The 20,665-nt window shown below is 65.7% G+C and carries 20 protein-coding genes; 8 read left to right on the forward strand and 12 right to left on the reverse strand.

The window, feature by feature from the left end; translation table 11 throughout:
• The 9 genes from E8F11_RS25110 to E8F11_RS25150 form a co-directional block, all read right to left on the reverse strand.
• The coding region (locus E8F11_RS25110) for a thiamine pyrophosphate-binding protein (RefSeq protein ID WP_280291629.1) at positions 1-532 on the reverse strand (532 nt) is incomplete at its 3' end.
• A gap of 103 nt (positions 533-635) precedes the next feature.
• The gene (locus E8F11_RS25115) at positions 636-2,723 is read right to left on the reverse strand and encodes an acetate--CoA ligase family protein (RefSeq protein ID WP_280291630.1); all 2,088 of its coding nucleotides are present in this window, start codon (positions 2,721-2,723) and stop codon (positions 636-638) included.
• Positions 2,724-2,797: 74 nt separating this feature from the next.
• Positions 2,798-3,958 carry an acyl-CoA dehydrogenase family protein gene (locus E8F11_RS25120; protein ID WP_280291631.1) on the reverse strand — a complete coding sequence of 387 codons (1,161 nt, stop codon included), beginning with the start codon at positions 3,956-3,958 and terminating at the stop codon, positions 2,798-2,800.
• Positions 3,959-3,977: 19 nt separating this feature from the next.
• A complete protein-coding gene (locus E8F11_RS25125; protein WP_280291632.1) occupies positions 3,978-4,760 on the reverse strand; it encodes an enoyl-CoA hydratase-related protein in 783 nt (260 codons plus the stop codon).
• Positions 4,761-5,225: 465 nt separating this feature from the next.
• On the reverse strand, positions 5,226-6,623 hold the full coding sequence (locus tag E8F11_RS25130; protein WP_280291633.1) for an amino acid permease: 1,398 nt from the start codon (positions 6,621-6,623) through the stop codon (positions 5,226-5,228).
• A gap of 180 nt (positions 6,624-6,803) precedes the next feature.
• Positions 6,804-9,050, reverse strand: coding sequence for an ATP-binding protein (locus E8F11_RS25135; RefSeq protein ID WP_280291634.1), 2,247 nt, complete (start codon positions 9,048-9,050; stop codon positions 6,804-6,806).
• Positions 9,047-9,820: a transporter substrate-binding domain-containing protein gene (locus tag E8F11_RS25140; RefSeq protein WP_280291650.1), complete on the reverse strand. Its 774-nt coding sequence runs from the start codon at positions 9,818-9,820 to the stop codon at positions 9,047-9,049. Before E8F11_RS25140 ends, E8F11_RS25135 begins: the two co-directional genes overlap by 4 nt.
• Positions 9,821-9,824: 4 nt before the next feature.
• Positions 9,825-10,547 carry a response regulator gene (locus E8F11_RS25145; RefSeq protein ID WP_280291651.1) on the reverse strand — a complete coding sequence of 241 codons (723 nt, stop codon included), beginning with the start codon at positions 10,545-10,547 and terminating at the stop codon, positions 9,825-9,827.
• A 77-nt stretch (positions 10,548-10,624) separates the two neighbouring features.
• A complete protein-coding gene (locus E8F11_RS25150; RefSeq protein WP_280291635.1) occupies positions 10,625-11,275 on the reverse strand; it encodes a TetR family transcriptional regulator C-terminal domain-containing protein in 651 nt (216 codons plus the stop codon).
• 150 nt (positions 11,276-11,425) lie between these two features.
• Here E8F11_RS25150 and E8F11_RS25155 point away from each other — a divergent pair, with 150 nt between their 5' ends.
• The 4 genes from E8F11_RS25155 to E8F11_RS25170 all read left to right on the forward strand — a co-directional run bounded on the left by E8F11_RS25155 (position 11,426) and on the right by E8F11_RS25170 (position 15,373).
• Positions 11,426-12,520 (forward strand): polyamine ABC transporter substrate-binding protein, encoded by a 1,095-nt coding sequence (locus E8F11_RS25155; protein ID WP_280291636.1) that lies wholly within the window; start codon positions 11,426-11,428, stop codon positions 12,518-12,520.
• Positions 12,521-12,560: 40 nt separating this feature from the next.
• The gene (locus E8F11_RS25160) at positions 12,561-13,979 is read left to right on the forward strand and encodes an aminotransferase (protein ID WP_280291637.1); all 1,419 of its coding nucleotides are present in this window, start codon (positions 12,561-12,563) and stop codon (positions 13,977-13,979) included.
• 43 nt (positions 13,980-14,022) lie between these two features.
• The gene (locus tag E8F11_RS25165) at positions 14,023-14,868 is read left to right on the forward strand and encodes a helix-turn-helix transcriptional regulator (RefSeq protein WP_280291638.1); all 846 of its coding nucleotides are present in this window, start codon (positions 14,023-14,025) and stop codon (positions 14,866-14,868) included.
• 79 nt (positions 14,869-14,947) lie between these two features.
• Positions 14,948-15,373, forward strand: coding sequence for an organic hydroperoxide resistance protein (locus E8F11_RS25170; RefSeq protein ID WP_280291639.1), 426 nt, complete (start codon positions 14,948-14,950; stop codon positions 15,371-15,373).
• Positions 15,374-15,517: 144 nt separating this feature from the next.
• On the opposite strand, the gene cheR is transcribed toward E8F11_RS25170, so the two are convergent.
• Both cheR and E8F11_RS25180 read right to left on the reverse strand, forming a co-directional pair.
• Positions 15,518-16,345, reverse strand: coding sequence for a protein-glutamate O-methyltransferase CheR (gene cheR / locus E8F11_RS25175; protein ID WP_280291640.1), 828 nt, complete (start codon positions 16,343-16,345; stop codon positions 15,518-15,520).
• A 45-nt stretch (positions 16,346-16,390) separates the two neighbouring features.
• Positions 16,391-17,323, reverse strand: a complete 933-nt coding sequence (locus E8F11_RS25180; protein WP_280291641.1) for a chemotaxis protein CheV — start codon at positions 17,321-17,323, stop codon at positions 16,391-16,393.
• Positions 17,324-17,395: 72 nt separating this feature from the next.
• On the opposite strand from E8F11_RS25180, the gene flgA reads away from it, so the two are divergent.
• From flgA to E8F11_RS25200, 4 genes are all read left to right on the forward strand, one after another.
• A complete protein-coding gene (gene flgA / locus E8F11_RS25185) occupies positions 17,396-18,157 on the forward strand; it encodes a flagellar basal body P-ring formation chaperone FlgA (RefSeq protein WP_280291642.1) in 762 nt (253 codons plus the stop codon).
• Between the two features lie 129 nt (positions 18,158-18,286).
• The gene (gene flgM / locus E8F11_RS25190; RefSeq protein WP_280291643.1) at positions 18,287-18,628 is read left to right on the forward strand and encodes a flagellar biosynthesis anti-sigma factor FlgM; all 342 of its coding nucleotides are present in this window, start codon (positions 18,287-18,289) and stop codon (positions 18,626-18,628) included.
• Positions 18,629-18,677: 49 nt separating this feature from the next.
• Positions 18,678-19,145, forward strand: a complete 468-nt coding sequence (flgN, locus tag E8F11_RS25195; RefSeq protein WP_280291644.1) for a flagellar export chaperone FlgN — start codon at positions 18,678-18,680, stop codon at positions 19,143-19,145.
• A 47-nt stretch (positions 19,146-19,192) separates the two neighbouring features.
• Positions 19,193-19,984 (forward strand): flagellar brake protein, encoded by a 792-nt coding sequence (locus E8F11_RS25200; RefSeq protein ID WP_280291645.1) that lies wholly within the window; start codon positions 19,193-19,195, stop codon positions 19,982-19,984.
• A gap of 13 nt (positions 19,985-19,997) precedes the next feature.
• Here the strand turns inward: E8F11_RS25200 and E8F11_RS25205 are convergent, their stop codons facing one another.
• The gene (locus E8F11_RS25205) at positions 19,998-20,618 is read right to left on the reverse strand and encodes a TIGR04282 family arsenosugar biosynthesis glycosyltransferase (RefSeq protein ID WP_280291646.1); all 621 of its coding nucleotides are present in this window, start codon (positions 20,616-20,618) and stop codon (positions 19,998-20,000) included.
• Between the last annotated feature and the right edge of the window lie 47 nt (positions 20,619-20,665).

Here is a 20,665-nt window from a genome sequence, read left to right on the forward strand (position 1 = left end):
CCCGCGCCACCGGGGCGGCCAGCACGTCGAGCGGCACCGAGATATGCACCGGGCGCGGCCGCTCGCTGTCGAACACCGCATAGGCGCGGGCGATCAGCTCGGGCAGATCCTCGGCGCTCAAGGCCACTGCCGAGAAGGCAGTGATCGGCGCGGTGATGGCGCGCTGGTCCTGGGTCTCGTGCAGGCAGCCCCAGCCTTTGCCGAGGCTGGCGGTGTGGTTGACGCTGGAAATCACCAGCATCGGGATGGAGTCTGCGTAGGCCTGGCCGATGGGTGTCGCGGCATTGGTCACGCCCGGGCCGGTGATGATGAAGCACACGCCGGGTTTGCCGCTGACTCGCGCATAACCGTCGGCCATGAAGCCGGCGCCCTGCTCGTGGCGGGTCAGCACATGGCGAATACCGCTGCCCGGCAGTCCGCGGTAGAGCTCCAGGGTGTGCACCCCGGGAATGCCGAACACGGTGTCGACGCCGTAGTTGGCCAGCAGGCGGACCAGGGCCTGGCCGCCGGTGAGGGTGTTCTGTTGTTGCATGAGGTGTCTCCTCGAAAGCGATTGCCAAGACCTGTAGGAGCGAGCTTGCTCGCGAACGGCCGTGCGCCGGACTTTCGCCAGCAAGCTGGCTCCTACAGGAGCGTCATTCCGCGATACGGATCAGCGCATCCACCGCCACCGCGCCTTCGGCGTTGACCAGCAGCGGGTTCACGTCCAGTTCCAGTAACTGGTCGGCGTGCTCGCAGGCGTAGTCGGCGACGGCGCGCACTGCGTCCACCAGGGCGTCCATCTGCACCGCCGGGCGGCCACGGAAGCCGGTCAGCAGTGGCGCGCTGCGCAGGCTCAGCAGGGCCTCGCGGATCGCCGCGTCGGTGGTGGGCAGCAGCAGGCTGCGGCTGTCCTTGAGCAGCTCGACGAGAATCCCGCCGGCGCCGATCACCAGGGCCAGGGCAAAGCCGTTCTCGCGCTTGATGCCGACGATCAGCTCGGCCAGCGGCGGGCTCGCCATGCGCTCCAGCAGCACCTGCTCGAAGGCCAGCTGCGGCGCATGCCGGGCCAGGCTCTCGCGCATGTCGAACAACGCCGCTTCCAGGGCCGCTTCGTTGCGCAGGTTGAGCGCGACGCCACCGGCTTCGGTCTTGTGCGGCAAGTCTGCGCTGACTGCCTTGAGCACCAGCGGGAAGCCGAGGTCAGCAGCCGCCTCGCGGGCCTGGCCCGGGGTACTCAGCACGGCCTGGGGCAGCGGTACGCCGAAAGGTTTCAGGGCCTGCTTGGACTGCCACTCATCGAGTAGCCGGCCCTGGCCTTCCAGGGGTAACGGGCAGATCGGCACCAGCGCCGCGTCACCTCGAACCAGCAGCGCGTCGCGGCGCTGGCGGTAATGGGCGATGCGGCCCCAGGCGGCGAGGCCATCTTCCACTCCTTGCAGCGCGGCAACGCCCTGGGCGTGCAGCAGTTCGCGGGCGTGGGCCGGCAGCAACTCGGGGAAGGCCGAGGCGATAAAGCCAACCTTGCCGTGACGCTTGAGCGCCGCGCAGTAGAGTTCCAGCAGCAGGTCGCACTGCGGGCGCTCGCCGGTTTCCTCACCGGGGTAGTCGAGCACCAGCAGCGCGGCGTCGGCCGGGGTGCGCAGGGCGCTGTCGAGCATCTTCTCCAGCGCCGGGCCGTCACCCCAGATGGCGGTGGTGAAGTCCAGCGGGTTGGCGATGTTGGCGTAGTCCGGCAGCACCTGGGCCAATTCTTCGCGCTGCAGGTTGTCGAGCTTGGGCAGCGGCAGGCCGTTGCGTTCGGCGTAGTCGGCGATCAACCCGGCATCGCCGCCGGAACAGGCCAGCGCAGCCAGGCTGGGGCCGGCCGGCAGGTTGCCGCAGGCGGCGGCCTTGAGGGTTTCCATGAAGCTCACCGGGCCGCTCACGCGGATCACCCCGAGGCGCTCGAAGAGGCTGTCGTAGAGCGCGTCGGAGCCGGCCAGGGAACTGGTGTGGCTGAGCGCGAGCTCGGCGCCGATCTCGGAGACACCGGTCTTCAGGGCGATCACCGGCACGCCTTTCTGCAGGGCCTTGTAGGCCGCGCGGGCGAAGCCGGGGACGTTCTTCAGGCCTTCCAGGTGCAGGCCGATGGCAGTGACGCGTGGTTCATCGAGCAGCACGTCCATCAGCTCGGCCACGCCCAGCTGGGCCTGATTGCCCACCGAGGCCATGTAGGCCACCGGTAGCGAGCGGTCGCTCATGGACAGGTTGTAGGCGAAGTTGCCGCTCTGGGTCAGCACTGCCACGCCCTTCTCCACCAGCTGCCCACCGTGGGCCACCGGCCACAGGGCCGCACCGTGCAGGTAGTCGAGCAGGCCGTAGCAGTTCGGCCCGAGCAGGGCCATCTCGCCGGCGGCGGCGAGCAGCTTCTGTTGCAGGGCCTGGCCTTCCTCGCCGGTCTCGGCGAAGCCGGAGGCGTAGCAGATGGCGCCGCCGGCGTCCTTGGCGGCAAGCGCGGCGACCACGTCCAGCGTCAGCTCGCGGTTGGTGGCGATGAACACCGCATCCGGCCCGCACGGCAGGTCGGCGGCGCTGGCCACGCAGGGCACACCTTCGAGCTCGGCGTGCTGTGGGTTGACCAGCCACATCTGGCCACTGAAGCCGCCCTCGGCGCAGCGCTTGAGCGCGCGCGCCATGCTGCGGCCGCCGATGAAGGCGAGGTGTTTCGGCGCCAGCAGGCGCTTGAGGTTTTCACGATTCATGTCAGGTCTCGGCAAAAGGCTCATTTCCCTCTCCCCCAACCCCTCTCACGCAAGCGGGAGAGGGTCGCGAGGCATCAACGCAGCAGCGGCCGCAGCAGTTCGCGGGAGATGATGTGGCGCTGGATTTCCGAGGTGCCTTCCCAGATCCGCTCGATCCGCGCGTTGCGCCAGATGCGCTCCACCGGGCCCTCGTCCATGAGGCCCATGCCGCCGAAGATCTGCACCGTCTCGTCGGCAACCTTGCCCAGCACTTCGCTGGCGAACAGCTTGGCCATGCCGGCCTCGCCATCGGTCATGCTGCCCTGGTCCATCTTCCAGGCGGTGTGCAGGGTCATCAGCTCGGCCGCGCGGATCTGCGTGGCCATGTCGGCGAGCTTGAAGGAGATGCCCTGGTAGGTGCCGATGGGCTGGCCGAACTGCTTGCGGTCGGCCGCCCATTGCAGGGACAGGTCCAGCGCGCGCTGGGCCTGGCCGACGCAGTTGGCGGCGACCATCACGCGGCCGGCGGTGAGCCAGGCGTTGGCCACTTCCCAGCCCTTGTCGACTTCGCCGAGGACCTTGGAGGCCGGCACGCGGCAGTCGTCGAAGAAGATCTCGTAGGTGTGGTAGCCCTTGTTGCTGACGCACTTGGGCCCACGGCGGATGGTCATGCCCGGGGTGCCCTTGTCGACCAGGAAGGAGGTCACCGCGTTGCGCTTCTTGCCGTTGTGTTCAAAGGTGTCGGTGACGGCGAAGACGATGGCGAAGTCGGCATGCCCGGCGTGGCTGATGAAGTGCTTGCTGCCGTTCAGCACGAAGTCGTCGCCGTCACGCACGGCGCGGGTCTTGATCGCATTGGCGTCGGAGCCGGCGCCCGGCTCGGTGAGGGCGAAGCAGTCGATCTTCTCGCCCTGTACGCAAGGCAGCAGGTAGTCCTCGATCTGCTGGCCCTTGCAGGCCATGAGGATCTTCGAGGGGCGCGCGACGAACACGTGCAGCGCCCAGGAGACTTTCGACAGCTCGCGCTCGATCAGCGCCTGGGACAGGTAGTCGAGGCCGCCGCCGCCGACTTCCTCGGGCATGTTGAAGGCGTAGAAGCCGGCGGCGATGGCCTTGCCGCGAATTTGCGCGGCGAGCTCCGGGGACACCGCGTCGGCGCGGTCCACTTCTTCCTCATAAGGCAGCAATTCCTTCTCGACGAAGCTCTTCACCGCCTCGACGAGCATTTCCTGTTCCTGGGTAAGCTTGAAATCCATGGTGGTCACCTGCCGGCGCTTAGCGGCCTTTGAATTGGGGGGAACGTTTCTCGGCCACGGCGCGCAGCGCCTCGGCCGCATCCTCGCTGCGGCCGCAGAGCAGGCCGGCAGCCTGCTCGGCCTCCAGTTGCTGGGCCAGCGAACGACTGGCGCTGTCACGGATCAGCCGCTTGGTCTGGGCGAAGGCGAAGGTGGGGCCGGCCGCCAGGCGCGCCGCCAGTTCGCCGACCACTTCCTGCAGTTGCTCATCAGCGCAGACCTCGCCCACCAGGCCGACGCCCAGGGCACGCTCGGCGCCCCAGAGTTCGTCGAGGAACAACAGGCGCTTGGCCTGCTCGGCGCCGATCAGTCGCGGCAGGTGCCAGCTGGCGCCGGCATCCGGGGCGTAAGCCATGCCGGTGTAGCCGGCCTTGAAGCGCGCCGAGGCGGCGGCGATGCGGAAATCGCAGCACAGCGCCAGGTCCATCCCCGCGCCGACGGCGGTGCCGTTGATGGCGGCGATGGTCGGCTTGTCGAGGCCATGCAGGCGGCTCATCAGGGCGTGGGCGGTTTCGGTCCAGCCGTAGGTTTCCAGCTCGCCCCGGGCTTCGGCCTCGGCCCATTCGGCGAGGTCGGCGCCGGCACAGAAGCTGCGTCCCTCCCCGCTCAGGACCACCACGCGCACGGCCGGATCGGCCTCATGGGCGTCCAGCAGTTCGAGCAGAGCTTTCAGAGTGGGGATATCCAGCGCGTTGCGCTGCTGGGGGCGGTTCAGGATGATCCGGGCGATACCGGCGTCGACCTGGCTGAGCAGTGTGGTCATGGAGCCCTCGTCTTGTTGTCTTTGATGATGAGGAAATTGAAGCGATCCTAAACGAGTGTTCAACAAGACGGCAATCCTGCCCGAATGGGGTATGTAACGTCCCATCAAAATTATTAACGTTTTGTTTTAAAAGGATTTTTTGTTAAAGAAGGGTAAATCGCCGACGTTGTTGTTACATCTTTGAACAACTCGGAACCGGGGAGAGCCAGCGGGCCCCGCCCCCTCTCCCCAGCCCTCTCCCTGAAGGGAGAGGGGGCGGTCCGTGCTGGCCGATGGCCTCGCACGTTCCTGTAGGGGCGAATTCATTCGCGAAGCAGGCCGAAGGCCTGACAAGCGAAGTCCCAGCGGAGTCCTGGCCACCCTCTCCCCAGCCCTCTCCCTGAAGGGAGAGGGGGCAGTCCGCGCAGGCCCAACAAAAAAGCGCGGCAGATCGCTCTGCCGCGCTTTTTCAGGTATCGCCGGGGGTCAGGTCGCCGGGATAGGCGCAGGGCTGCGCTGACGCTTGAACTGCAGGAAGTAGTAAGCCCCATAGCAGAGCGCGATGAAGCCGAAGCCCCAGTACAGCGACGGACGCTGGGTCGGGTCCAAGGCCAGGAACACGAACAGCGAGACGCACAGCAGGATGCACGCCATCGGAATCAGCGGGAACAGCGGCGCGGCATACTTGAGGTCCTGCACAGTGCCGCCGGCCTTGTAGTGTTCGCGGCGGAAGCGGTACTGGGCCAGGGCGATGACGATCCAGGTCACGGTGCCGGCCAGCCCGCTGATGGCGGTCAGGACCACAAACAGGGTGTCCGCGGCGACGAAGCTGGTCAGCAAGGACAGCAGCGCGAAGCAGAGGGTGATGGACAGGGCGTAGACCGGCACCCCACGCTTGTTGAGCTTTGTCAGCCCGCGTGGCGCCATGCCGGACTTGGACATGGCCCAGAGGATGCGCGTGCAGGCATAGAGGCCGGAGTTGCCCACCGAGAGGATGGCGGTGAGGATCACGAAGTTCATCAGGTCGGCGGCGAAGGGTATACCGACCATGTCGAACACCTGGACGAAGGGGCTCTCCACGAGGCCCGCCTGCTGCCAGGGCACTATGGCCGAGAGCACGATAATGGCCAGCACGTAGAAGATCAGCACGCGGAACACTACGTTGCGTACGGCGCGGGGGATGCTCTTCTCCGGTTCGTCGGTCTCACCGGCGGCGACGCCCATGATCTCGCAGCCCTGGAAGGCATAGACCACCGTCATCATCACGGCGAGCACCGCGGAGATGCCATTGGGGAACAGACTGTCGCCGATCAGGTTGGAGAACTTCGGCGCCGGCTCGCCATTGGCCAGCGGCAGGCCGCCGAAGATGGCCAGGACACCGACGACGATGAAGATCAGAATGGCCGCCACCTTGACGCCCGAGAACCAGTATTCGGCCTCGCCGAAGGCGCGGGTGCTGAGGGAGTTGATACCGAACAGCAGCACCACGAACAGGGCCGACCAGTACGCGACAGGGACATCGGGGAACCAGCGGTCCATCAGCATGCCGGCGGCGGTGAACTCCAGGCCGACGGTGGTGGCCCAGCTCAGCCAGTAGACCCAGCCCACCATGAACCCCGTGGCGGGGCCGACGTAGCGGGTGGCGTGGGCCTGGAAGGAGCCGGAAACCGGCATCTGCACCGAGAGTTCACCCAGGCAGACCATTACCAGGTACATCAGCAGGCCGGCCACCAGATAGGCCAGCACGGCACCGGCTGGGCCGCCCTGATTGATGGTGAAGCCGGAGCCCATGAACAGGCCGGTGCCGATGACGCCGCCCAGGGACAGCATGAAGATATGGCGGCTCTTCAGCGCGCGGGTGAGCTGGATGCGTTCCTCAGACATGGCGCACCTCCATGGTGAGGTGGCGACGCAGGCGGGCTTTGCGGGTCATTATTCTTGTCTCCAATAGGCCACTGGGACCGCGTTCGAGCGCGGTTCGGGCCGATTATTGGAAGGACTTGTAAGACGCCGTTGTTAGCCGGGATCGAAGTTGTAAAAAGTCGTAAGGAAATTGTTCGATTTTCACGGGACCGGTTGCAGCAGGCCGTCGAGCACAGCGGCGGAGTCCGCCAGGAGCGCTTCCAGGCGCGGCTTCAGGGCCAGCAAGGCGGCGGTATCGCCGGCCTGGGCCGCCGACTCCAGCTCCCGCAGGCAAGCAGACAGGGCACGCAGGCCGAGGGACTCGCCGCTGCCGGCCAGGCGATGGGAAAGGTTCCCGACCTCGGCGCAATCCTGTGCCGCCAGGGCCTCCAGCAGCCCGGCGCGGTGCTCGTCGAGCATGCGCCGCAGCAGGCCCAGCAGTCCCTGGAGCTTCTGCTCGCCGAGCAGGCCACGGTGGGTGTCCAGCAACTGCAGGTCGAGCAACTCGGTATCCCCCGCGAGCGGCTGCGACCGGGTCTGGCCGGCCAGGGCGCGGCGCAGGTCGTCCAGTTTCAGCGGCTTGGCCAGGGCGCCCTGCATCCCGGCATCCAGGCAACTGCGCACCAGGGCCGGCTGGAGGCTGGCGGTGAAGGCGAGGATGCGGCTGTCGCGGTTGGCGCCCAGCTTGTCGGCGCGGATCAGCCGGCACAGCTCGGTACCGGCCATGCCCGGCAGGTGCAAGTCGAGAAGGATCAGGTCGAAGCTCCGCTGCCGGCACAAGGCCAGGGCCGGCTCGGCGTCCTCGGCCAGGGTGACGCGGTGGCCATCGCGTTCCAGCAGCCCGGCCACCACGTCGCGGTTGAGGGCGACATCCTCCACCACCAGCACTTCCAGGGTCCGCAACGCAGGCACGACGGCTGTCTGCGCAATCGGGTTGCGTGCGGCGCCCAGGGCCACCTCGAACCAGAAACAGCTTCCCTCGCCTTCCACGCTTTCCACGCCAATGCGTCCGCCCATCAGCTCCACCAGCCGCTTGCTGATGGCCAGGCCCAGCCCGGTGCCGCCATAGCGCTGGGCCACGGTTTCACTGGCCTGAGTGAAGCGTTCGAAGATCTTCGCCTGCATTTCGGGGGCGATACCGATGCCGTCGTCGGTGACGCTGATGCGCAGGCGCTGGCCGTCGGCCAGTTCCTCGAGTAGCTGCACCTCCACCAGGATTTCGCCCTCCTCGGTGAACTTCACCGCGTTGGCCAGCAGATTGCTCAGCACCTGGCGGAGGAACTGCTCGGCGCCATGGCAGCGGCCCTGCACCCGTGGGTCGAGCCGCGAGCGCAGGATGGTGCCGTTGGCACTGGCCCTGGGTTCGAGCAAGGTCAGCACCTGGTCCAGGAGCGCCGGCAGGGAGAAATCCAGCTGCTCCGGGCGGCTCTGCCCTTCTTCCAGGCGGGCGAAATAGAGCACTTCATTGAGGATCGCCAGCAAACCTTCGGCCGCCTTGTGGAGGGCCTCCAGGCGCTGGCGGTCGCGTTCACCCGGAATCGCGCCGCGCAGCAGTTCGGCCATGCCGAGGATGCCGTTGAGCGGGGTGCGGATTTCATGGCTCATGGTGGCGAGGAAGCGCGACTTGGCCAGGTTGGCCGCTTCGGCTTCTTCCTTGGCCCGCTGCAGGCTGGCGGTACGCCGCTCCACCAGGCCTTGCAGGGCGGCGCGATCGTCTTCACGGCGCTGCATATCGTCGAGGATGGCCCGGCGCATGTCGTCCAGGGCCTGGGCCACCGTGTCGATCTCGTCAACGCTGCGCCCGGCCCGGCGGTGCAGATGCAGGGCCTCGTGCCAGTCGCCGGAGGCGATGCGCCGGGCGAAGTCGGCCATCACCCGCAAATGACGGGTGACCAGGCGGTGGAACAGCCAGGACAAGGCCACCGCCAGGCCGCAGAGGAACACGCTCATCCACAGCAGGCTGGTCAGGCCGGTGGCATAGAGGCGCTTGTAGACCGCGCCCAGGTCGATGGCGATTTCCAGCTCGCCCAGATGGCGCTCTTCGCCGCCCGGCGGCTGGTAGACCAGGGGGAAGCGCTCGCGGCGCAGCGGGCCCGCCGGGTCGCGCGCGCCCTCCTGCAGGTCGAAGTCGGCGCTGGTCAGGTGCACCAGGGCGATGTCCGGAAAGTCCGCCAACCCGCGCACCTGCATCTTCAGCTGCTCCTGGTTGAGGTCCCACAAGCTGCGCTCGAAGCTGGCCAGATAACCGGTGCGGATCAGTTCCAGTCGCGCCTCGATCTCGCGCATCTCGCGGCGGTACTCCAGGTGCAGCTGCACGGCGCTGGCCACCAGGGTGAAGCACAGGCTGAACAGCAGGATGAACAGCAGCAGCCTGCGCAGCAGGCCACTGACGGGTTTCAGCCGGGTCATGGCTGTGGCTCCGGTTGCACGACCATGTCGCGGTAGGTGGCTTCGCTCTGGTTCAGCCAGCGTTCGATCTGGCCCGAGTCGGTCAGCCTTTGCAGCTCGCGGTCGATCTCGTCCATGCGCGCGGCCAGGGGTGAGTGGCGGGAGACCGCCAGCCGCAGGTAGTCCACCGCGACCGCGGTGGGCAAGGTGCCGATGTCGCCGCCGCCGGGCAGGTGCTCGATGAACAGCTGGCCGGTTCGGCGTTCGTGGGGGATGAAGTCGATGCGGCCACGGATCAGCTTGCCGAAATTCTGTCGGCTGTCGGAGACCCATTCGATATTGCCGGCGCGGGCCACCGTCTGGTCGAAGGCCTCGCCGTAGCTTTCGCCGAACAGCAGGCCACCGCGATAGCGGGTCAGGTCCTCCAGGCGCTCGACCTTCAGTGGATGCTGGCGGTTATAGAAGATCGCCACTTCCTCGCGCAGCACCGGCACGGAAGCGAACTGCAGGAAGCCGTCACGCGGCTGGGTGCGATAGGCCAGCACCACGTCCACCCGCCCCTCGGCGGCGTCCAGCAGGCAGCGCTTCCAGTTTCCCAGCTTCACCAGTTCGACGTCGAATCCCAGCTTGGCCATTACCGCATGCACCATCAGCGGGGCGAGGCCGCGCATCTGCTTGCCGTCGCTCCAGGAGATCGGCGGATACACCGGATGGTCGCAGTAACGCACGGGTTGCGCGGCCTGCGCCGTGCAGCTCAGGAGGAGCGACACCAGCAGCGCGCCGGCCTTCATGCTTTCAGGCGGCACAGGCATTGGCAGTGAACAGATAGCCCGCACCGTGGATGGTGATGATCAGCTGGGGCTCGGCGGGATCGTCCCGCAGCTTGCGGCGCAGGCGCCCCACCAGTACATCGATGGAGCGGTCGTTGGGCAGCCATTCGCGATTGCGGATCTGATCCATCAGCTGGTCACGGCTGAGGGTGTGGCCGGCGTTGCGCAGGAAGACGCTGAGCAGCTGGAATTCGCCGTGGGTGAGCAGGGTTTCGCTGCCATCCTGGTCGATCAGGCGCCGGCGGTCGCTATCCAGCATCCAGTCGGCGAAGCGCTTGAGCTGGGCAGTGGTGGCCGCCGGGGCCGGTTGCCGGGCGTGGCGCACCCGGCGCACCAGGTTCTTGGCGCGGGACACCAGTTCGCGGGGATTGAGGGGTTTGACCACGTAGTCGTCGGCGCCGCATTCCAGGCCGACGATGCGGTCCACCTCGTCGTTGCGGCCGGTGATCAGGATGATGCCCACTTCCGAGCGCACACGCAGTTCGCGGGTCAGCGTCAGGCCGTCCTTGCCGGGCAGGCGGATGTCCAGCATCACCAGGTCCACCGGGCTTTCCGCCAGGCAGGCTTCGGCCTGTTCGGCGGTGCTGGCGCAGCGCACCTGGTAGCCCTCCTGGGTCAGGTAGGTCTGGAGCAGTTCACGGATCAGCGGATCGTCGTCGACGATCAGCACACTGGCAGACATTGCAATTACCCTCCGCCTCCGCGCGTCGGCGGGGCGTTCTTATTGTTGGAGTGGCAGGAGGTTATCGTCAGCTGAACGACCGATCAACGGCCTCCGACGGGGCGCAGGAATCGCTGCACGGCACCGGCCTGCAGACCATCTACCCAAGCCTCGCAGATCTGCACGCCCTGCTCCGGGGTGAAGGTCTGCGGGTTCAGGCCGGATTCCAGCCAGAGGCCGTCGAGCAAAGCGCTGAGGCTGATGGCTGCGAGTTCCGCATCGAAGCCTTGCCAGCCCTGCTCCACCGCCAGCTCGGTGAGGACCTTGGCGAGGATGGCGCGGTACTCGCCATAGGAATGGTCGTGGGCCTGGTTGATGGCCTGGGCGGTCTTCACCGCCCCCCAGAAGGCCAGCCAGGCCTCCAGCAGCTGCGGGTCGAGCAGCTCGGCGGAGAAGGACGCGCCAAAGAACGCCGACAGCCGCGCCCGCGGGCTGGGCTCGGCGTCGTCGATGGCATCGCGCAGCAGCTTCATCACCCTTCCGGTGACGGCCAGGTAGGCCTCGGCCACCAGCTCGTCCTTGCCGGCGTAGTGATGGTTGATCAGCCCCACCGAGACGCCCGCCTCGGCGCAGATCTTGCGGATCGATGCGCCCTGGAAGCCATGGCGCTTGAGGCAGATGAGGGTCGCTTCGATCAGGTGGGCCTTGCGCAGCTCGGGGTCCAGACGGGAATAGCGCACATCCTGGGTCGTCATGCCGACAGTTCCTGTGGTGATACGGCGAATCTGAACGAATGTACAGGAAGACATCCATTCCACCTACCCGTTCGGGTTATGGCCGCTGCGCGGCAACCGGCACAGAGTAGCCACAGGTGACCCGATAACGACAACACAGGTGGAACCGACATGCGCAAGACCCTGGTTGCAGCACTTGGCGCGACGCTTATCCTGTTGCCGGCCCTGAGCCCGGCCGACGATGGCAATACCCTGCGCCTGTACAACTGGTCGGACTACATGGGGGAACGCACCCTCGCCGACTTCGAGAAGGCCACCGGCATCAAGGTGGTCTACGACACCTTCGACTCCTACGAGACGGTGCAGGGCAAGCTGCTGCCGGGCCGCTCCGGCTACGACCTGGTGGTACTCAACGCCGCGCTGGTGCCGCCGCTGCTCAAGGCCGGGGTGTTCCAGCCGCTGGACAAGAGCCGCTTGCCCAGTTGGGGCAACCTGGACCCGCAGGTGCTGGCCAGCCTCGAACACTACGATCCGGGCGTGGCCTACTCGGCACCCTACACCTGGGGCAGCAATGGCATCACCTACAACGTCGAGATGATCAAGGCGCGCATGCCCGATGCGCCCATCGGCTCCCTGGCGATGATCTTCGATCCGCAAGTGGTCTCGCGCTTCGCCGATTGCGGCGTGACCCTGATCGACTCGCCCACCGACGTGTTGCCGCTGGCGCTGGCCTACCTCGGCCGCGACCCCAACAGCGTGGAGCCGGAGGACCTCAAGGCCGCCCAGGACTTGCTGATGAAGGTGCGTCCCTACATCCGCAAGTTCGATTCCATGAGCTACCTGAACGGCCTGGCCAACGGTGACCAGTGCATCGCCATGACCTGGTCCGGCGACTACGCCACCGCCCAGGCCCGCGCCGAGGAGGCCGGCGCCAAGGTCAAGCTGGACTACTTCATTCCCAAGGAAGGCTCGCTGATCTGGTTCGACGACTTTTATATCCCGGCCGATGCGCCCCATGTGGAGAACGCCCACAAGTTCATCGAGTACATGCTGCAACCCAAGGTGATGGCCGAGGTCACCGACTACATCCGCTACGCCAACAGCAACCAGGCCGCGACGCCGCTGGTCATGGCCGAGGTCCGCAACGACCCGGCGATCTACCCGGACGACGCCACCCGCGCCCGACTCTTTACCCAGAAGCCGCAGTCACCCAAGGCCATGCGCCTGATCACCCGCACCTGGAATGCGGTCAAGACCGGCAAGTGATTTGAACCGCCAAGCATCAGATGGACCCGAGGTAACGACCATGACTACCGCAAACGCCGACTTCTTCGCCCAGTTCGATAATGAGCGCCTGGTGGCCGCCGACAAGGCGCACTACATGCACGGCTACCACATCTTCGACGACCACCGGGAGAACGGCGCGCTGAACATCGCCGCCGGAGAAGGCGCCTATATCTACGACACCCTTGGCAACCGTTACCTGGACGCGGTGGGCGGCATGTGGTGCACCAATATCGGCCTGGGCCGCGAGGAGATGGCCGAGGCCATCGCCGACCAGGTGCGCCGCCTGGCCTATTCCAACCCCTTCTGCGACATGGCCAACGTCACCGCCATCGAGCTCTGCGAGAAGCTCGCCGAGCTCGCGCCCGGCGACCTGAACCACGTATTCCTCACCACCGGCGGCTCCACCGCCGTGGATACCGCCTACCGGCTGGTGCAGTACTACCAGAACTGCCGCGGCAAGCCGGAAAAGAAACACGTCATCACCCGTATCAACGCCTACCACGGCTCCACCTACCTGACCATGTCCCTGGGTGGCAAGGCGGCCGACCGACCGGCGGAGTTCGACTTCCTCAAGGACCGTATCCACCACATCTCCTGCCCCAACCCCTACCGCGCGCCGGCGGGCATGGACGAGGCGCAGTTCCTGGAGTTCCTGGTCAACGAGTTCGAGGACAAGATCCTCACCCTGGGCGCGGACCGGGTGGCGGCCTTCTTCGCCGAGCCGATCATGGGTTCGGGGGGCGTGATCATCCCGCCGGCCGGTTACCACAAGCGCATGTGGGAAGTCTGCCAGCGCCACGACGTGCTCTACGTGGCGGATGAGGTGGTGACCTCCTTCGGCCGCCTGGGCGCCTTCTTCGCCTCGGAAGAGGTGTTCGGCGTGGTGCCGGACATCATCACCACCGCCAAGGGCCTGACCTCCGGCTACCTGCCGCTGGGCGCCTGCATCTTCTCCAAGCGCATCTGGCAGGTGATCGGCGAGCCGGGCAAGGGCCGCTGCTTCAGCCATGGCTTCACCTACAGCGGTCACCCGGTGAGCTGCGTCAGCGCGCTGAAGAACATCGAGATCATCCAGCGGGAAAACCTGCTGCCCCATGTGATCGAGGTGGGCGCCTACCTGGAGGAGCGCCTGCAGACCCTGGCCGAGCTTCCGCTGGTGGGCAGCGTGCGCTGCAAGAAACTGATGGCCTGCGTCGAGTTCGTCGCCGACAAGGCGAGCAAGGCGCTGTTTCCCGACGAACTGAACATCGGTGAGCAGATCCACCTGCGGGCGCAGAAACGCGGTCTGCTGGTACGGCCGATCGTGCACCTGAACGTGATGTCGCCGCCTTTGACCATCACCCGCGCCCAGGTGGACGAGATAGTCGAGACGTTGCGCGAGGCCATCCTGGAAACCGCGGCGGACCTGCAGCGCAGCGGCGACTATGCCGGCCGCTGATGCCCTCTGGCGACGGCCGGGCGGCGCCACTAGACTGCCCGGCATGACCGATACCGCCTCCAACCCCTCGTCCGCCGCCCTGCATGCCTGGCATGCGGGGCTGGCGCGGGCCATGGCCAGCGTCGCCGAGCCGGTTTTCTGCGAGTGCCTGGCCGAAGCGCTGGCCAGCCTGGTGCCCATCGAGTCGATGCTGCTCGGCCTGGAATGCAAGGGCCTTCCGCCGCGCCCGATCTACCAGCGCGGCATCCCGGAGGAGTACCGCGAGGCGCTGATCGAGCGCTACTACGCCCGCGGCTATATGCTCGACCCCTTCTGCCTGGCCCTGGAGAACGGGTTGGCGGAAGGCTTCTACCACCTCTCGGAAATCGCTCCGGACGACTTCTTCAACAGCGAGTACTACCGCACCTACTACTTGCGCTGCGGCTCGGTGGAGGACGCCCACTTCATCGTCGACCTGGGCGGCCAGCGCAAGGTATCCCTGTGCGTCTACCAGGGCCGCAGCGGGGGGCGCTTCAGCAGCGCCGAGCTGGACCTGCTGCGGGCCGCGCAACCCCTGGTACGCGAGCTGATCCGCCAGTTCGACGAGCGCGGCGGCCTGATTCGCTGCCTGGACGGACACGGCTCGGCGCCCACTCCCGGCGGCGCTCCGGTCGGCCTCAACCAGCAGATCCGCGAAGCCTTCATGAACTTCGGCAGCGACCGCCTGACCGAGCGCGAGCGGGAAATCGCCCACCTGCTGCTGCGCGGCCACTCGGTGAAGTCCAGCGCCAAGGTCCTGGAAATCTCCCCGGAGACCGTGCGCATGCACCGCAAGAATCTCTACACCAAGCTGGAAATCAGCTCCCAGGCGGAACTCTTCGCCCTCTTCATCGACTGGCTGACGGCCTGACCTTCAGTCAGGGAACACGGAGCGGATCGATTCCTTTGACTAGGCTTGCATGTCTCTGCCACCAACCTGGAGACCTGCCATGCCCATCGAAAAAGCCCTGTACACCGCCTACGCCGAAGCCTACGGCGGCCGCGAAGGCCGAGCCGTGTCATCGGACGGCGTGCTGGATGTGAAGCTGACCACGCCCAAGGAACTGGGCGGCGCTGGCGGTGACGGCACCAACCCCGAGCAGTTGTTCGCGGCCGGCTACTCGGCCTGCTTCCTAGGGGCCATCAAGTTCGTCGCCGGCAAGGAGAAGATCACCCTCAGTGAGGACACCTCCATAGAAGGCGCGGTCGGCATCGGCACCCTGCCCACCGGTTTCGGCATCGAGGTGGAGCTGAAGATCTCCCTGCCCGGGCTGGACAAGCAGGCGGCCCGCGATCTGGTGGACAAGGCGCATATCGTCTGCCCCTACTCCAATGCCACGCGCGGCAATATCAACGTGACCCTGACGCTGGTCTAGTCCCGCGAGCATCAGGTGGTGGAAATCCGCTACGCGGATTTTCACCCTACACGGCGCCCCTGTAGTGTGGACCACGCTTCACCGGTCCACCAAAGGCGGGTGGGCACAGGAAATGAAAAAGGGAGGCCACCGGCCTCCCCTCTTTCATTTCACCTTGTAGATGATCCCCGGACTGCACTGGACCATCTGGTAGTGATCCGGCAGGCCGTTGAGCGCCTCGGAGGCGCCGAGGAACAGGTAACCGCCCGGTTTCAGGGTGGCGTGGATGCGGGTGAGGATGTCCTTCTTCACTTCCGCGGAGAAGTAGATCAGCACGTTGCGGCAGAAGACGATGTCGAACTTGCCCAGCACCGCATAGCTGTCCAGCAGGTTCAGCGGGCGGAACTCCACCCGGCTGCGAATCGCCGGCTTCACCGCCCAGCGCCCCGGTCCCTTCGGGTCGAAGTAACGAGTCAGACGCTCCTGGGACAATCCGCGCCCCATGGCCAGGCTGTCGTACTCGCCGGAGCGGCAGGCCGCCAGCATGGAGCTCGACAGGTCCGTGGCGACGATGCGCGCACCGGCCTTGAGCTGGCCGAGGTTGACCTTCTCGAACTCGTCGATCGCCATGGAAATGGAGAAAGGTTCCTGCCCCGAGGAACTGGCCGCCGACCAGATCCGCAGCGGCTGGTTCGGGTTGGCCTTGATCAGCTCGGGCAATACCCGGCTCTTCAACACCTCGAAGGGATAGGTATCGCGAAACCAGAGGGTTTCATTGGTGGTCATGGCGTCGATCACCTGCTCGCGCAGGCCGCCACGGGAGAAACCCTGGATGCGCTGGGTCAGCTCGCCCAGGGTCTTGATGCCATTCTGCTCCATCAGCTTGTTCAGCCTGCTGGAGACCAGGTACTGCTTGTTGCTGCCCAGCAGGATGCCGCAGGTCTTTTCCAGGAACACCCGGAACTGCTCGAATTCCACATTGCCTGAAGACACTAGGGGCGCCTCACCAATCAGTTTCCATGTCAGGGGGCCGTGCCGTCAGCCCCCATCCGTTACCTTGATACGTTCCACCACTCGCGCTGCCAGGTCATCCGGCTTGAACTTGGCGAGGAAATCGTCCGCGCCCACCTTCTTCACCATCGCCTGGTTGAACACGCCGGAAAGCGAAGTATGCAGGAGGATATGCAGTTTCTGCATGCGCGGATCGTTGCGGACCTCCGCCGTCAGGGTGTAGCCATCCATCTCCGGCATCTCGATGTCGGAAACCATCATCAGCAATTCCTGCTCCGGCGACCGGCCCTCCTCGACCATCTCTCGCAGGTAGTTGTAGGCCTGGCGCCCGTCGTTGAGGGCCTTGACCTCGACGCCGACGGACTCCAGGCAGCGGATCACCTGCTTGCGCGCCACAGAGGAGTCGTCGACGATCAGCACCCGCTTGCTGAGAGCCTTGTTCTGGGTCTCGACGTCCACTATCCCGGCGGACACCACTTCCGACGCAGGCGCCACTTCGGCGAGGATCTTCTCGACATCGATGATCTCCACCAGTTGCTTGTCGACCCGGGTGACGGCCGTCAGGTAGTGGTCGCGACCGGTGCCCTTGGGTGGCGGATGGATCTCTTCCCAGTTCATGTTGACGATGCGCTCCACCGAGCGGACCAGGAAGCCCTGCACCTTGGTGTTGTATTCCGTGATGATGACGAAGCTGTTCTTCAGGTCATCCAGGCCCCTGCGCCCGGTCGCCATGGACAGGTCGAGAATCGGAATGGTACCCCCACGGATATTCGCCACCCCGCGTACCACCGGACTGGACTTGGGCAGCAGGGTGAGGCGGGGACACTGCAGCACCTCCTTCACCTTGAACACGTTGATCCCGTATAGCTGTGATCCGTCGAGGCGGAACAGCAGCAACTCCAGGCGGTTCTGCCCGACCAGTTGGGTACGCTGGTTAACCGAATCCAAAACACCGGCCATGACCAGACTCCTATCTACAAGCCATTGAACGCTCAGCCCAGCAGGCGGCACGAGCCTTGCTTCTCAGTTTGCATGAACGCTACGACGACGCTTTTCCGACGCCTGATGGCAAAACGCTGCAAATCGCTTGCGGCTGTTTTACCCGCTTTGTGCTGTCTCGGCTACGGCCCGGCGTCGAGCGCGACCCTGACTTCGCCCGAGGTGCTTATCGGCACGGCCGAGGGCTTTCTTGAGTACGCAGTGGAGGAATATCTGCAGCGCGGCAACATCCAGGGTCGTAGCGAAATCCGGGTCAACCGCCTCGATCCGCGACTGCGCCTGGCGTTGTGCGACAAGGAATTGGCAGCAAGCCTGGAGAGCCCGGCACAGCCACTGGGCAGGGTCACGGTGCGTGTCCGTTGCGACGGCAGCGCCCCCTGGACGGTGTTCGTCCCGGCCCAGGTCAGGCTTTACCGTGAAGTGGTGGTGGTGACCCGCTCGCTGCGCCGTGGCGCCCCTATCGGGACCCAGGACGTTGCCTTGGCCGAGCGGGACGTCGGCACCCTGAACCAGGGGTTCCTCTCCGACCCCGGCCAGATCCTCGGCCAGAAGACCACCCGTGCGCTGCTGCCCGATCAGGTGTTGGCGCCGCTGCATCTGCAACGGGCGGAAGTGGTGAGCAAGGGCGACCAGGTGGTGATCAGCGCCACGAGCACGGCGATCAACGTGCGCATGCCGGGCGAGGCCCTGGCCAACGGCGCGCCGGGCGAACAGATTCGCGTGCGCAACCTGAGCTCCGGCCGCGTGGTCAAGGCCCGCGTCAAGGGCCCGGGGCAAGTCCAGGTGGATATGTAGGGATGACTCCGCTGGCACCCGGGAGGGCTGATTTTCTAAACTCGGCCGGTACCGAAGAATTTTCTAAAGTTATCCCGGACAGGGCCGATAATACGGTAAGCGTCCAAATTGCGTCCGAGGTTCAACATCATGGTTATCGACTTCAATCGGCTCAATAACGGCCCCACGCCCGCTGGCTCGGGGCGTACCGGCAACACTCAGGCCGGCGGCAAGAGCGAGACCGTCACCAGCGGCCAGCCTGCTGCCACCGCTAATGCTGGTGAGCAGGCCCCGGTTGCCCGTAGCGACGATTCCGTGCAACTGAGCAGCGATGTCCAGGTGCTGCAACAGGCCGGCGAAAAACTGCGCGACCTGCCCGTAGTGGACAAGGAGCGCGTGGAAAAACTCAAGCAGGCCATTGCCGACGGCTCTTACCAGGTCGACAGCAAGCGCGTGGCCAGCAAGCTGCTGAACTTCGAATCCCAGCGCTAGTCCACGGGCGGCGCTGGGGAACTTGGACGCCCGATCCCCAGAGCGCGTAATGCACGACACCAACCTGCTCCAGCTGTTCACCGACGATATCGGCCACGCCAAGCGATTGCTTGAGCTGATGGACGAGGAATTCCAGGCCTTGGGCGAGCGCGACCTGGCCCGCCTGGAGCTTCTCCTCGCCGACAAGCAACCCCTGCTCGCCCTGCTCGACCAGCACGGCCGCCAGCGCAGCCAGCTGCTCGCCAGCCTCAACCTCAGCGCCGACCGCGCCGGCCTGCAACAGTTGGCCGAACGCTCCCCCCTTGGCCAGGAGCTCCTCGAGCGCAGCGACGAACTCGGCCAATTGCTGGAGGGCTGCCAGTCCGCCAATCAGCGCAATGGACGGCTGATTCGCGCCAACCGGGCTTCGGTCGGCAGCATGCTCGGTATCCTGCGCGGCAGTGACGCACCCGGACTCTATGACAGCCGTGGCGCTGCCGCTAGAATCGGCCAGCAGCGCCCGCTCAGCCAGGCCTGACACGACATTAGAAGAAGACCACCGAGACATGAAGGCACGATGCCGCCATGCTTTGTGCAGCCCGCTTTGCGTTTGGAGAGACCAGGACCGTGTCCAACCCATTCCACGAAGAAAACGGCCCGCAACCGCCCAAGGTGCTCAAGGCACCGGTCGAGATCCTGGCCAATCTTCGTCTGCTGCAGCAGCACCGCGATCCGCTGATCATTACCTTCCATGACCGCAACCAACGCTTCCAGAGTTACCTGGTGGAAGTGGATCGCGAGCGCGGCCTGCTCGCCCTGGACGAAATCATCCCGAACGATGGCGAGCGTTTCCTGAAGAGCGGCGAAACCTTCCGCATCGAAGGTTTTCGCGAAGGTGTACGCATCGCCTGGGAAACCCTCCAGCCGGCCACCATCGGCGAGTTCGAAGGCGACCGCTGCTACTGGTGCGCCCTGCCCGCCGAGGTGACCTACCACCAGCGGCGCAATGCCTACCGTGCGACGCTCAAGCAGACCCAATTGGTGGCTATCGAACTGGACGGCGACAAGCTGAAGGAGCCGATCAACGGGATGATGCTCGATATCTCCGCCACTGGCTGCAAACTGCGCTTCGAAGGTGACTTGAACGGGCGCCTGCAACCGGGCCAGGTCTATGAACGCTTCAGCGCCAAGCTGCCGATCGGTCCCATTACCACGCCCGTCGAACTGCGCCATGTGCGCTTCGACGAGAAGCTCGGCATGAGCTTCGCGGGGATTCGCTTCCATAACATGAGCGGCCTGGTGCAACGCAACGTCGAGCGCTTCGTCTACCAGCTGCAACGCGAAGCGCGGCGTTTCGAGAAGGACGAACTCTTCTAGCAGGCAGCCTGCCTCAGGCGACCCCGAGCTTGAACCCCAACCGACTAAGGCGCGGCAGATGCTCGGGTCGGTCCAGCTCCCAGAGCGACGGTAACAGGCCATGCTGCCACTCCAGCTGCCGCAGGCGTTCGCAGGTCCGCGCCAGCACCTGATTGCTGCCCCAGGGCATGCCCTCGAACAGGCGCGGATGCACGCAACGCAGGCCAAGCAGCACATAGCGGCCGCCCTCGGTCGGCCCCAGCACGGCCTGGTGTTCGGCCAATGCCTCGCAGGCGGCTGACAGGTAGTCGGCATCCAGCATCGGGCAATGCTGGCCGATGAGCACCACAGCATCGTTCTCCGACAGACCCAAGGCGGCAATGCGGCGCATTCGTTCCCCCAGGTCCCCGACCGGTTGCCCAACCACCATCCAGTCATTGTCCTCGGCCAGGGCTTCCAGGGCCTCGTCCGGTCCATCCTCGATCCAGAAGATCCGCTCGCTGAAGCCCATGGGCGGGAGATTGAGAACCCGTGCCACCAGTTGTCGATGCAACCGGCTCACCCCCTCCTCCCCCAGCGCCGGAACGAGCCTGGGGTCAAGCTTGCCGGCCTGCGGGGCGCTGGCCAGCAAATGCAGGGAGATGCTCAACATCATGACCAATTCCTCCTTGAAGTCCCAAGGCAGGCCTTGGGCTTGAAGCT

This window comes from Pseudomonas sp. BN417, assembly GCF_029871205.1.
Classification (GTDB): domain Bacteria; phylum Pseudomonadota; class Gammaproteobacteria; order Pseudomonadales; family Pseudomonadaceae; genus Metapseudomonas.